This window comes from Erwinia sp. PPS120, assembly GCF_047918655.1.
GTDB lineage: Bacteria > Pseudomonadota > Gammaproteobacteria > Enterobacterales > Enterobacteriaceae > Erwinia > Erwinia tasmaniensis_A.
Genome location: NZ_JBLREF010000002.1, coordinates 1 through 13,059, shown reverse-complemented (window position 1 = coordinate 13,059; position 13,059 = coordinate 1). Strand labels below are relative to the sequence as shown.

Here is a 13,059-nt window from a genome sequence, read left to right as displayed (position 1 = left end):
TGACTCAGCCCTGATGCGCCCGTTCAACTTCCTCCGCCAGTATCACAATGCCCTTCTCAATGGTTTCGCTATCCGGCACATAATTCATACGCATACACTGATGCGTGTGCGGCCATGCCTGCTCCAGGCCGGGAAAGAAGAAATGCCCCGGCACCATCAGTACGCCCCGCTTTTTCAGGCGCTGATAGAGGATTTCCGTGGAAATGGGCAAATCTTTAAACCACAGCCAGAGAAAAATCGCCCCTTCGGGTTTATGGATCAGACAGCGATCTTCCGACAGGTAGCGGCGAATAATCGCAATAGTTTGATTAACGCGCTCAAGGTAGAACGGCTTGATGACCGTTTCCGACAGGCGAAGCAGATCGCCACGTACGATCATCTCATGGGCAATGGCCGGGCCGATACTGCCGGGGGCCAGGCTAATAATGCCATTCATATTACCGATGGCGGAAATCGCCTTCTCGTCGGCAATAATAACGCCGCATCGCGCGCCCGGCAGGCCCAGCTTGGAGAGGCTCATGCACAGGATGATATTGGGATTCCACAAAGGACGCGCTTCGCTAAAAATAATGCCGGGGAATGGAACGCCGTAGGCGTTATCGATCAGCAGAGGGATATCATGCTGCTGCGCCAGCGTATCAAGCTTTATCAGCTCTTCATCGGTGATAACGTTCCCGGTCGGATTGGTCGGACGGGAAACACAGATAAGGCCGGTATCGTCGGTGATATGCAGGTTTTCAAAATCAACGTGATACTTGAACTGCCCGTGCGGGAGCATTTCAATATCAGGGCGGGTTGAAACAAATAGTTCCTCATCCAGCCCGGCATCGGCATAGCCCAGATATTCTGGTGCCAGCGGAAACAAAACGCGCTTTTTACTGCCGTCGGCGCAGCGTCCGGCAAAAAGGTTAAACAGATAAAAAAAGGCGCTCTGACTGCCGTTGGTCAGGGCGATATTCTCCGGACCAATCTGCCAGCCCAGCTCGTCACGCAGCAGCGTGGAAAGCGACGCCAGCAGGGTACTTTTACCACGCGGTCCGTCATAGTTACACAGCGCCCCGGACAGGGTTCCCTCGTCATGCATCTGCTGTAACAGCTGCTGGAAGTATTCATCCATCGCCGGAATATGTGCCGGATTTCCCCCGCCCAGCATGACGGCACCTGGCGTACGCAGGCCTTCACCCATATCTTCCATCAGGCGGGCAATGCCCGAATGGCGCGTAAATTTGTCCCCGAAAGCGGAAAAGCGCATAGCCTGTTAATCACTTGTTATATTCAAACAGACAACCACCTTAACGCCCCCGTCGGAGTGATGCAATCTTCAACGTCAGCCCTTATTTCTGACCGTGCTGATGATTAAACCGTTTCTTCAGCGTCGTGAGATAGCACCACCACATCGGCAAATATGCTATTGAGAAGCCCGTTTGCCACGCTGCCCGGCAACTCAGGAAAGATGAGGGCGAATTGTTTATCCGCCCCGGAGAAGCGATTATTTCAGCACCTGCGGATTGACGCAATTTTTCCCGACCTTGCCGGTCAGCGCGGTAATCAGGTTATCGACCGCATCCTTCGCCATGCCGTAGCGGGTTTCATGCGTGGCAGAGCCGATGTGGGGCAGGGCCACCACGTTTGGCAGCGTAAGCAGCGGTGAGTCAGCGGAAAGGGGCTCTTTCTCGAATACGTCCAGACCGGCGGCGTGCAGAGTGCCGTCGCGCAGCGCGGCGATCAGCGCCTCTTCGTCAACAACCGGCCCGCGTCCGGCATTAATCAGTACCGCGCCCGGTTTCATCTTCGCCAGCTGTTCGCGGCCGATCAAATGATGCGTTTCTTCGGTCAGCGGCAGGCTGATGCAGAGGAAATCAGACTCACGGAGCAGCCTGTCAAGATCGCACCAGGTGGCGTCAAAGCGCTGTTCGGCCTCTTCATGATGCCTGCGGGCGTTATACAGAATGGGCATACTGAAGCCAAGGTGAGCGCGCTGTGCCAGCGCCATGCCGATACGGCCCATCCCGAGGATGCCCAGCTTTTTATGGTGGACGTCAACCCCAAACCAGTCTGCGCCGATGCTGCCCTGCCACTCACCGGCTTTCACCCGATCGGCAACCTCAACAATGCGTCGTGCGGAAGTCAGCACCAGCGCCATCATGGTATCGGCGACGGTTTCCGTCAGCACGGTTGGCGTGTGCATCAGTACCACCCCGCGCGCATTCAGGGCATCAACGTCGAAATTATCGTAGCCTACCGAGACGGTAGAGGCCGCGCGCAGCTTTGGCGTTTTTTGCAGGAATTCGGCGTCAACTTTGCCACCGGAGCCCAGGATACCCTCCGTCTGCGCGAACGCGTCGGCATGCCTGCTCAGCGTTTCCGGACTCAGGTCGCTGAGCTCGGTTACCGTAAAATGGTCGTCGAGCTTTGCGCGTAAATCATCGGGTAAGGTCTTATACAACACCACTGAAGGTTTCATTCTTTGCTCCCTGTTTGCAAAAGATTGGGGATCGGGCTCAGGCATGTTTAGCGCCATTAGCCAGCGGCGGCTGTGTATTCGCGGCGGGCTTTACGATAAGCGTCAGCCACACGGAGATCAGCAGTGACGCCCCCATAAATATATACGATGCAGAAGGGCTGCCGGTGGAGCCATTCAGATAGCCCACCACCCAGGAGCCGAGGAACGACCCCAGTGCGCCCATGGCGTTAATCAGCGCCATCGCCCCACCGGCAACGTTGCGCGGCAGCATCTCCGGGATAATGGCGAAGAATGGCCCATAAGGGGCATACATTGCCGCGCCCGCTACCACCAGCAGCGAGAAGGAGAGCCAGAAGTGGCTGGCACCGATAAACCAGGAGCCTAAAAACGCCAGCGCACCAATCAGCAGCAGGGGCCAGACGAACAGTTTGCGATTTTGTAATTTGTCAGATGCCCATGAAACCACCAGCATGGCGATTGTGGCGGCCAGATAAGGCACGGCGGAAAGCCAGCCAGCCTCAACCATCCCCATCTGGGTACCGTTGCGCAGAATCGACGGCAGCCACAGCACAAAACCGTACACCCCGATACTCCAGGTAAAATACTGCATGCACAGAATAATGACGTTACGGGATTTAAAGGCTTCGCTGTAGTTGCGCACCGCCTTGATATTCTCCTGCTCCTTTTGCAGCTGCGCCTGCAAAGCGGCCTTTTCGTCGGCGCTCAGCCATGCTGCCTGTGCCGGTTTATCCTGCACCATAAACCACCAGGCTACCGCCCAGATCACCGCCGGAATACCCTCGAAGATAAACATCTCCCGCCAGCCGAAGGCGTTAATCAGATAGCCAGACACCACCGACATCCACAGGACGGTGACCGGATTACCCAGAATAAGAAAGGTATTGGCGCGGGAACGCTCGGATTTCGTAAACCAGTTGCTGATATAGATTAGCATGGCGGGCATGACGGCAGCCTCCACCACGCCGAGGACAAAACGGATCACCGCCAGCATCGGGATATTACTGACCATACCGGTCAGCGAGGCGCAGACGCCCCACAGAAGCAGGCAGACAAACACCAGTTTCTTGACGCTGCGGCGCTCTGCATATACCGCGCCGGGGATCTGAAAGAAGAAATAACCCAGAAAAAACAGCGCGCCCAGCAGGGATGACATGCCTTTGGTAATGCCGAGATCATCGTTGATCCCCGCTGCCGACGCAAAGCTGAAGTTCGCTCTGTCGAGATAGGCCAGGCTGTAGGTAATAAACACGATGGGCATGATATACCACCAGCGTTTAGGCGCGATTTTACTCTTTTCCATCGTAATACCTCTTGAGTGAGGGGCTAACGTCGGCTGTGTCACTGAGTGAGTTAAGCGTTATTTTCCGGGTATCAATAGCTGTCACCCAGCGCGTCGCGGGTCGGTAAGCCTTCACTGTCACCGATGGCCTGAATCGCCAGCGAGCCGATTTTGTTGCCGCGTCGGATAGCCTGCGGCAGCGTTTTGCCTTCCAGCAGGGCGCTAATCACGCCAACCGCGAAGCCGTCACCGGCCCCCACGGTATCCACCACGTTGTCGGTTTTGATCGCGTCAACGGCGCCTTTTTCGCCCTGCGAGGTCTTGTACCAGGCCCCGTCGCAGCCGGTTTTCACAATCACCGCTTTCACCCCCTTATCGAGGTAGAAATCAGCGATGGCTTCCGGCTGGTCGTGACCGGTCAGTATTTTACCTTCGCTGATGCCGGGCAGCACCCAGTCAGCATAGGCCGCCAGCCTGTTAAGCTGTTTGACCATCTCGCGCTCGCTCGGCCACAGCACCGGACGCAGATTAGGATCGAACGATATCGTTTTGCCTGACTGCTTCATCTGCTGCGCAGCGTGCTCAGACAACGCCAGGGATGAAGCCGACAGGGCTGCCGACACGCCGCTAAGGTGCAAATGGCGGGCAGCACCAAAGTAGTCACGGTCAAAATCCGCTACGGAGAGATGGCTCGCGGCCGATCCTTTACGAAAATACTCAACCAGCGGGTCGGAACCGTCATCAACCTTCGATTTCAGCTGGAAGCCGGTAGGAAAGCGATCGTCCGTTGTAACCCGGCGGTGATCCACGCCCTCTTTTTCCAGCTGCTGGCGGGTGAATCGGCCAAATGAGTCATTGCCCACGCGGCTGACCCAGCCAACCTTCAGCCCCAGTCTGGCCAGGCCGATGGCGACGTTAAGCTCGGCACCGGCAATACGCTTAACGAAGCGTTCAGCCGCTGCGAGATCACCGGTATCGCTGGCGACAAACATCGCCATCGCTTCGCCAATCGTAACCGCGTCGAGCGTACCGTTTTTATGGGGGGTCATCGGTTATACCTCTCGCAGCAGATCAACGTAATGTCGGGTGACGGCAACCAAATCGTTGCCCTCCAGGGGGAATTCTATCGCGCGTGGCACATCGTCAGGCAGCCGCGCAAGGGTTTCACGCCAGAGGTTATCAGCCTCATCCAGCGCAATGGCGCGCCAGCCTGATTTATCTGCTACCGCCGCCTTAACGTGGATATAGCGGACAAAGCGGCTGAGGCGCGCCGCCGCTGCCAGGGGATCGTCTCCGACCCACAGCCAGTTGCCCATATCGAAGGTCATGCCCGTTTCATTCTGCGCGCCACCGCCGTCGTTAAACCAGCCCTCCAGCGCAGCAAGTTTGCCATCGTCGGTCTGATCGTTTTCCACTAACAGCTCCACCGGCTGCCCGGAAAGAGGCTGCTGTAGCGGCTGACGACATACATCACGCGGGTAGTGTCCTAAGGCATATTTTAGCCGCTGCGCACCTAACTGCTGCGCCTCCGCAAGATGGCGGTCGATATGCGGATTCAGCTCACCCTGCGCGGTAAACAGCGCTTCCGGCACCGAATAAACGGCCTTAAGTCGCGCCCGGGCAATGGCTTCACCTGTTTCAGAAAGATGATTCAGGGCCTCTGCTGTAAAAAGCTCACGGCGGATCTCCACGCCATCTGCACCTGCCTCCGCAACGATCGGCAGTAAAGCCTGCTGGCCACCCCGTTGAGCAACACACTCGCGGCCATAGGCAGCGGTTACCACTATTATGTCTCTTTTCATTGCATTCTCCTGGCTCACACGGCAATGGCGTTACAAAAACGTTAAATGGAACCGGTTCCAAAGCAAAGGAGAAGAGTGTGGTTTTATGATCGCGCTCACGATGTAAACAATTTATTTTAAGGAAGTTCTGAAAAGCGAAGAAGGGTGACGTTCGGATGATTATGGGGTTCTACGCCGGAACCGCCGAAATTTCCGTTACCCCAGTTTCAGTCCTGCAACCAGTGCATCCAGGTCCATGATTTCATTGATACTATGAAAGGTGTAATGCCCGTTCAACAAAATGTGCTGCCAGGCTACCGGTGATATCCGGGTCAGCGCTTCAATACCTTTAGCGTTGCCTTCCGCTTCCAGTCGCTCCAGTAATCGCGACAGGATCGCGGAGTTGTAGTAAACGATCGCGTTGGAGATCAACCGCCCGCACTGGTTACTGATTTCCGTTTCAAGGTCATTTTTCCCGCTCAACTCTTTCTTTCCGCCGACTTTGGATACTGCGGCGCGTAGCTGGTGATAAGATTCTATCCGGTTCTGGGAACGGCGGATATTGCGTTCCAGTTGCGGATCGCGCAGATACTTCAGCGTGTAAATGCTACGAACCAGCCGGTCATATTCAAATATCGCCTGTCTTGTCGGGTTGGTTGTTGTGTACGTACATAGCTTGCGCATCAGCGTTCCCTGCGTCATCTCCTTCAGTCCCAGCGTAGCGACAATACGATCGAGATTGCTTTTTTCGCGGATGATAATGTCCTGATTAATCTGCCCAACTGGCTGAATCAGACATTTTTTATAGGCCGATAGCTCCCTGGTACAATACAGCTCCTTCAACTGTTTATTCAGGTCGGTGAAATGAGGTTCAAAGCGAAGCCCAAACCAGTGTAGGATCGCGAAGTTGGCTTTGTTGATGCTGTGCATGTCACCAGTAATGGCCGTGGGTTTCACTGCTGAAGTGTTGCGGTACCAGATATCGAAGACATGGTGGCCTTCGTAGTCGTTTGTGCCAATCAGGTATCCATTGATTGGGATGTGGTTGCACAGCAGCGTGTAAGCCACCATGCCTTTACCACGACCAAAATATTTACGTGAATACCGTGCTTTCACTGTCGGTCGCTCAACACCAAATTTTTGCCCGTCAACAGCCCCATAAAGCGTCTCCGGATCAAACGAATAGAGCGGAAAAACCGGCAGTGCTTCTATAGCATCGGTTATACAGTCATTGGCCATAAGCAGCGACGCCAGACGAAGGTACTGTTCGTAGGTGGTCTCCAGCTCATGGAGGGGTATATCGCTGGTTCGCGCCATCACATGGTTGCCATGGTTCATAGCCTGGGCAACGATGACCGCCATCAGACTGTCTGCATCAGCTTCTTTTTTGGCGTAACGGGGTTGCAGCGGCTTCATGGCGGGGAGGAACCGGCATTGCCCGTTAACAAAGCGGAAGACATCCGTCACATCGCAGAATGGCAGCTGCTCATAAAAACGCTTATTCTGCGCCTTATGACGGCTGGCCACCGATTTATGCCAGGTCAGCTTCTGCGTTTCTTTATCGTATTCCAGATGTTTCAGTTTCCCCTGCTTCAGCTCGCGGTTAAACGCTTTCCACTGTCGGTGCAGCTCGGATGCCAGTTCTTTTAGCTGTGTTTTAATGGGCTTCTGCAGGAACGGGATGTTCATTTCAGCCAGCACCACGGCCTGTTCCCCTTCCGGTACCAGTTCATCAGAAAGATGGCGGTGTCGGAGGCTGTTGTTGAGGTGGAATTCTCCCGCCTGAAAACGCTTTCTTATTTGACGATAGAGCCAAAACTCATAGCGCCCGGCATTCAGGCCTGTGGGCTCACCATCCTCACCGAATTCCAGCAGGTACGGGCGCAGCCGCACTGGTAACGTTTCTGGCGGGCACTCCTCAAGTGGCCGCTGCAAAAGCGTCTGCTTTTTGCTGAACACCATTCTGAGCCAGTTAAGCGCTTCAGCCCACGGGCTGTCCCGGACCACGCTGGTGAGATCGAGTGAAAGATATAATGGTCGCAGGTGACGCCGTATTAATGCCGTCATGCCATCCACGGCCTGCCACTGCAATGCCAGTCTGCTGACGGGCTTCACACTCATGCGTTGTGCTGTGGTTTTCAGCGTCTCCCTGGGCATTATTTTCCAGGCCCGACGGCGGACCTCACCAAAAGTAGTGAGGTCAGGAACGCTGTCATCAACATAAAGCGACAGCAGACGCCCAACTTTAGACGTTTCGCACCGGTGTTTTTCCTGCATATCAGCCATGAGTTGTCTGGCCACACTGCGGCTCTCATCCTCAAGCTGTTTCATATGGAAAAACATCGCATCCACCAGGTTGTCACTGAACTGGCGATAGCGAACCCAGGCATAACACAGCAGGTAAAGGCGGGTCTGCTCCGGCTTCAGGTTGCGAAGATCGTAAACGGTATAGAAATTAGCCAGGCTGGCGTAATACAGCAGATTTTGCTGCGAAATATTCAGTGCTGGCAAGATATCGCAGGCTTTATGGTGCAGCGGCTCCAGGATAGCCCGCTTTTCCCGTTCGTGAACCATCTGGCGCCAGCCAAAGTCACGCGCATCCTGTCTGAGGGCTGCGAGCCGGGAAAGGGTATCATCACGTTCAGTAAGTTTGTCCAAGTCAGCAATAGTTGCATCATCAAGCTGTTCCGCCAGTATACGCCCCAGTCGCTGCCTTTCTTCAGAAAGAACCCGGCTCACAAGCTCCTGAAGCGTGGTATAACCGGGTCGGATAATTTTATGTTCGTTGAGCCAGATAATCAGCTCCGTGGCAACAAAACCGGGGGTTACATCCCAGTGAACAATGTGAGCGGCCTGCTGTTCAAGCTGTGAAGACAGCGAAGATGACCACGGGCGGTAACCAAACAGTGCACATATTCTTTCGCGTTGAGCATAGCGTTCATGCTTAGTGAGAGGCAGACCCTGAAGTGACTCCCCCTGGAAATAACGGCTCAGGATAAAGTTGGTGTCGTCTTTAATATCACTCCATCCGAAGCGGAAAAACAGGTGTTTAGCTTTAAAGTAAGCGATCTGAAGGATGCAATAAATCTGAGCGTGAAGACCCTGACGACTACTTGCAAGCGCCAGTTCAGATTCATCCAGAGCCAGAAATTCCAGCTGCTGTGCATCATTGAAATCAGGAAGTCCATACAGCGCTTCCTGTTCGGCATTGCTTAAAACCGCCAGCCGTTCACTTTTGCCTGTCGCTTTGACACGCGCTGTCATCCTGACCCCGATTAATCGTGTCCGTAAGAGGATCGTTCAACGGACAGTAAAAATAATTTTGGTGGTTCAGAGAAAATCACTGCTGACGTTGTCTCATATAACTGGTACGGTATCAATCTCTTTCATGGCCCCTTAAACGTACACTCTATGACTGAAATACGGATTGGTTATGCCCGTTGCTCCACCGACAGACAGGATTTGACCGCACAGCAGGAAGCATTGGTGAAACTCGGAGTCACCCCGGACAGAATTTACATCGATAAAGGGCTGACCGGTTCAAATCGCCAGCGCCCCGGTCTGGATCAAGCTCTGGCGGCTGTTCGCCAGGGAGACACGCTGGTCGTACCGAAACTGGACAGGCTGGCCCGCTCAGTTCCGGATGCAAGAGAAATTGCTGATGCCCTTCAGGCCCGAGGCGTGAAGCTGGCTCTGGGCAGCAGCCTCTACGATCCTGCGGACCCTATGGGTAAGATGTTCTTTAACGTGCTGGCGACGTTTGCCGAGTTTGAAGGTGACCTGATACGGCTGCGTACCCGGGAAGGAATGGCCATTGCCCGGGCGAAAGGGAAATTACGGGGGAAACAACCAAAGTTGTCAGAGAAACAACAGAGGGAGCTGTGCCGGATGCATGAAACCGGGCAATACTCGATTAGCGACCTGGCTGAATTGTTTTCAGTGTCACGGCCAACAGTATACCGGACGTTAATACGGAGTCGGACACTTCCGGAAGGGAGTAAATAAGCGAAAGAATCGTTAATTGAAAGTAATACAGGTACAGATATGCAATTAAGTCATTTTTAACATGGACCAGGACTTAATCATGCCAGTATCAGCATCGCAGCACAGAGTTACAGCCGGAACTTATCAGAATAAACTTCACGATAATATCAGGGGAAGCTCCACAACACAGGCTCAAAGCCTAAACTCAGACCGCTCTGGCTTCCCGGATGAAATACTTCGTGCAGGAAGCAGAATAGAAAGAGTAGTCAATTCTCACGAAGAACTGATCAGGCAATCGTACCAGACGACATCTCCGCGACAGGGCATAGCCGCACCGCTGTTGATGCTGTTGAGCCAGGTAAGACTTGATGGTATCCCGATTTCATCAACAGCTAATATCTCCGCATTCACCTCAGAGAGAAGCGTGTCCCCTCCTGTTTCCCGAGATACAGCGCATTCAGATAACAGCGGTAATGGCTTCAGTACCATGCTAAGTCCGGTTGCCAATGCTCTGTATGAAACAGGTCAGTTTATAGCCCGGAATGACCCACTGAAGTTCCCGGTTGCGGATGCATCGCCAGTGCCACTGGCTGAAACAGAATCAACGACGGTCGCAAGTGTTGTCCGGGATTCAAAAGGCGACAGCTATATCATTACGGGTGAGCAGAAGAAAAAAGAACTGATTTCCAGCGTGGTGCAGTATCTGGTATCTGACGGGCAAATGACTGCAGATGAAGGTAAAGATGTTGAACTGCGGCTGCTGTCGGAAGCAGCCGGCATGCCGATGGTTGCTGCCCGTCTGGACAATGAAGAAGTGAGTTCCGGCCGATCGAAACGAGCACTGGCCGCGGAGAATGACCCACGGACAGCAGAGCATATAAAAGAACACTGTGCATTTGAAGAGGAGGTGCTGGATGCGCAGGGTGAAAACCGGGGAAAAGTGCTTATATTTCAGGCTCAGAGAGCAGAAAACCCGTTCCGTATGATTTATGACAACAATCCACATGGCAGGCCCTCTCCGGAGGAGCGGGGGGTTGCTGATGGCCTCAACATATCTGCTGACATTCTGACGCTGGGAGTTAAGTACTTAATCGGGAAGCTTATAGCAAATGCCAAACGACGCGAATATTATCAGAATCAGGGGGATGAAATCTGTGCGGAACGATTCAAAAGGCTTTTTATTGCGGAGATGGCAACGTCCCTGGACGTGGGTGGACTGGCGTTTACGCGCCGGGGAAGTGCCGGAAAAGTGAGACCTTCAGAACTTCGCCATGCTTTGCCGGAGCAGGAGAGAGCAGCCTTTTTCACCCGTAACCCGCACACCGGTATCAGAAAGGAAATTCTGCTGGAGCTGAAACAGGGGAATAGTGCAATAAATGATAATGGACGCAAAGTTTATCTGAAACCAACTAAAAGAAAGAATGAATTTATTACGTATCACCCTGATGCGGTAAAGCCGGAATTGCTGGAGAGAAGAGTCATTGTTGATGAAAATAATCTTTCATGGCGATATGCAGATAGTTTTGATACATCGGGACTCAACGTTGAAATCAGTGAGGGAAAACGACAGATAAGGCTGCATGGTGAAAACTATGAGCTTCATCAGAATGGTGAGGGCAAATATGAAATCGTTGTAAACAAAGCATCAGGGATAAAAGAATATGTTCCGGTTTATATGGAACCATTATCACGAACATGGCATCTCAACACACATAATGAACACCCTGTTTTCAGTAATAAGCAGGCTGACATTGTAAAGGATATAAAAGTAAATAAAGAAGATGGATTTTATTATATCTCTAGAGTAAATGTTAACCAGAACTACTACGGAAACGGTAATATATATGTACAGGAAAAAATGGGTGATTCCGGTCACTATCCCTATGGCAGTTACGTTGAAATGAACGGCGAGCTGGTTCCTGTTAAAGAAATCGGAACACCGGGGCATGGAGTCCGTTACGAAGTTTACGCCCTGAAGTTCCCTGAGAAGGCAGGCCATCCGATTGAGTGGGATGGTAACCGCTGGTTGTTTGAGCGAAAAACCTCGGTTCATGTATCTAAAGATTTAAAAAATCTTATTTCACCAAAAATGGTTGATGAAAAAGTGGATGCAGGCAAGCTTTCAGCCCCTGACCATCAGGGATTAAGATATGATGCAGATGGGAACAACTATCTGAAAATTAATGGGAAGTATGTAGGAATAAGAGAAATATCAGATGGTATATTTAAATTACAATTAGCTAATGACAATAATATTATTCTGCGTTTTAAAAAAAATAAATTCCATATTGACACAACGGCTGAGCGATTATGGCGAATTAAGACATCAGGTCTATCTGGCAGGGGGAGTGTACGAAATACTCTTGATTATGATAAAAATTGTGTTGCCATGGCACTTTCAAAAACTTTAAAAAAAGGGACTTCTGATGTTTATGCATTTTTGGTTGGTAAGGGGCTTATAAAGAACCCAAAACAACTGGAAAATTTAAATACAATACAGTCAATAATGTCTGGTTTAAAAATGGATAAATTTTCTTCTGATGCTTCGTGGTCTTCAACTAAGGAAATTATGAAATCAAAACCAGACGGTAGGTACTTTGCAATTAATAGCGGAAAACACAGTTTACTCGATGATAAAGCAGCACATGCATTCTCTATCATTATGAATAAAAAAAGCTTGGGTGTTGCAGGGAATAATGCTGAAAGTACTGGACATCCATATAATCAAGTAATTAATGATGAAGATTTAATTACGGTATGGGGGCCATTTAAAGAATGAAATGACGCTGTTGAGGTGTAATAGCGGCACTGAACAGGAGTGCAGGAAAAACCTTGGGGCGAGCCACCGAATGGCTCGCCAGCTGGAGCTAAAATAACCAGCATCCTTTGGTCACCATGCCAGTGCGGGCGATTAATTTGTAACGCGATCGTTATTACAACTCGGCGATCCTGCCACGATTACTGGAGCGACTGGAAGCAGAAGGCAACGACAAGGGCTTTGAGGCGCAGTCCCGGATATCCCCGGTGGTCTGACAGCACATTCTGCTGAACGGACATTATACCTTCCAGAGCAGCAGTGAAATTATTGACCTGGATGCACTGGTTGCCGCGCTGAAACTGGGGTAACGGAAATTTCGGCGGTTCCGGCGTAGAACCCCAGATAAGACTAAAACTAAAGTAAGTGCATATAAAAATAAATATACTGAACAGGGAGGGGCGCCTTTTCTTGGATCGGGTGGAAAAACAAAGATGTTTGAACCAAGTCGAAGTAAGACTCAACAAAAAATTAATAATGTGGGAAATAAAGTGTTAGGTGCACCCATGAGCGCTGTGCATAGGGTAGTATCACAATTTAAAAATGACAGGTCATCAAAATAATTCGGGACTCACTTGATCCTGCCCGCATAATGTGGATATGGCCCTAAGCGAGGGTTCGGTTTTCAAACTGTTCCGGGCTGATACCGCCATATGCACTGTGACAACGCCAGCGATTGTAATCACACTCGATATAATTTGTATTAGCTCAGACC

The 13,059-nt window shown here is 51.7% G+C and carries 8 protein-coding genes and 2 pseudogenes; 3 read left to right on the top strand and 7 right to left on the bottom strand.

Annotated elements, in window-relative coordinates; genetic code table 11:
* Positions 1-4 precede the first annotated feature (4 nt).
* The 6 genes from ACLRGG_RS01190 to ACLRGG_RS01165 form a co-directional block, all read right to left on the bottom strand.
* Positions 5-1,252, bottom strand: a complete 1,248-nt coding sequence (locus tag ACLRGG_RS01190; RefSeq protein WP_416248037.1) for a valine--pyruvate transaminase — start codon at positions 1,250-1,252, stop codon at positions 5-7.
* 237 nt (positions 1,253-1,489) lie between these two features.
* Positions 1,490-2,464: a glyoxylate/hydroxypyruvate reductase GhrB gene (gene ghrB, locus ACLRGG_RS01185; RefSeq protein WP_416248036.1), complete on the bottom strand. Its 975-nt coding sequence runs from the start codon at positions 2,462-2,464 to the stop codon at positions 1,490-1,492.
* A gap of 37 nt (positions 2,465-2,501) precedes the next feature.
* Entirely contained in the window at positions 2,502-3,785 is a 1,284-nt protein-coding gene (locus ACLRGG_RS01180) for an MFS transporter (RefSeq protein WP_416248035.1), read from the bottom strand.
* A 71-nt stretch (positions 3,786-3,856) separates the two neighbouring features.
* Complete coding sequence (locus ACLRGG_RS01175) at positions 3,857-4,813, bottom strand: sugar kinase (RefSeq protein ID WP_416248034.1); 957 nt, start codon at positions 4,811-4,813, stop codon at positions 3,857-3,859.
* A 3-nt stretch (positions 4,814-4,816) separates the two neighbouring features.
* Positions 4,817-5,566, bottom strand: a complete 750-nt coding sequence (locus ACLRGG_RS01170) for a sugar phosphate isomerase/epimerase family protein (RefSeq protein WP_416248033.1) — start codon at positions 5,564-5,566, stop codon at positions 4,817-4,819.
* 195 nt (positions 5,567-5,761) lie between these two features.
* Positions 5,762-8,809 carry a Tn3 family transposase gene (locus ACLRGG_RS01165; RefSeq protein ID WP_416248032.1) on the bottom strand — a complete coding sequence of 1,016 codons (3,048 nt, stop codon included), beginning with the start codon at positions 8,807-8,809 and terminating at the stop codon, positions 5,762-5,764.
* Positions 8,810-8,956: 147 nt separating this feature from the next.
* Here ACLRGG_RS01165 and ACLRGG_RS01160 point away from each other — a divergent pair, with 147 nt between their 5' ends.
* From ACLRGG_RS01160 to ACLRGG_RS01150, 3 genes and pseudogenes are all read left to right on the top strand, one after another.
* The gene (locus ACLRGG_RS01160) at positions 8,957-9,550 is read left to right on the top strand and encodes a recombinase family protein (protein WP_416248031.1); all 594 of its coding nucleotides are present in this window, start codon (positions 8,957-8,959) and stop codon (positions 9,548-9,550) included.
* Between the two features lie 79 nt (positions 9,551-9,629).
* Positions 9,630-12,308: a hypothetical protein gene (locus tag ACLRGG_RS01155; RefSeq protein WP_416248030.1), complete on the top strand. Its 2,679-nt coding sequence runs from the start codon at positions 9,630-9,632 to the stop codon at positions 12,306-12,308.
* A 120-nt stretch (positions 12,309-12,428) separates the two neighbouring features.
* Positions 12,429-12,655: pseudogene (locus ACLRGG_RS01150) on the top strand (Tn3 family transposase); the annotation flags it as partial.
* A 295-nt stretch (positions 12,656-12,950) separates the two neighbouring features.
* Here ACLRGG_RS01150 and ACLRGG_RS01145 read toward each other — a convergent pair.
* Positions 12,951-13,043, bottom strand: a pseudogene (locus ACLRGG_RS01145) (IS3 family transposase); the annotation flags it as partial.
* Positions 13,044-13,059 lie beyond the last annotated feature (16 nt).

Excerpts from the sequence above, each read along its gene's own strand:
- ACLRGG_RS01190 (WP_416248037.1), bottom strand. The coding sequence starts at position 1,252 with ATGCGCTTTTCCGCTTTCGGGGACAAATTTACGCGCCATTCGGGCATT.
- ghrB (WP_416248036.1), bottom strand. The coding sequence starts at position 2,464 with ATGAAACCTTCAGTGGTGTTGTATAAGACCTTACCCGATGATTTACGC.
- ACLRGG_RS01180 (WP_416248035.1), bottom strand. The coding sequence starts at position 3,785 with ATGGAAAAGAGTAAAATCGCGCCTAAACGCTGGTGGTATATCATGCCC.
- ACLRGG_RS01175 (WP_416248034.1), bottom strand. The coding sequence starts at position 4,813 with ATGACCCCCCATAAAAACGGTACGCTCGACGCGGTTACGATTGGCGAA.
- ACLRGG_RS01170 (WP_416248033.1), bottom strand. The coding sequence starts at position 5,566 with ATGAAAAGAGACATAATAGTGGTAACCGCTGCCTATGGCCGCGAGTGT.
- ACLRGG_RS01165 (WP_416248032.1), bottom strand. The coding sequence starts at position 8,809 with ATGACAGCGCGTGTCAAAGCGACAGGCAAAAGTGAACGGCTGGCGGTT.
- ACLRGG_RS01160 (WP_416248031.1), top strand. The coding sequence starts at position 8,957 with ATGACTGAAATACGGATTGGTTATGCCCGTTGCTCCACCGACAGACAG.
- ACLRGG_RS01155 (WP_416248030.1), top strand. The coding sequence starts at position 9,630 with ATGCCAGTATCAGCATCGCAGCACAGAGTTACAGCCGGAACTTATCAG.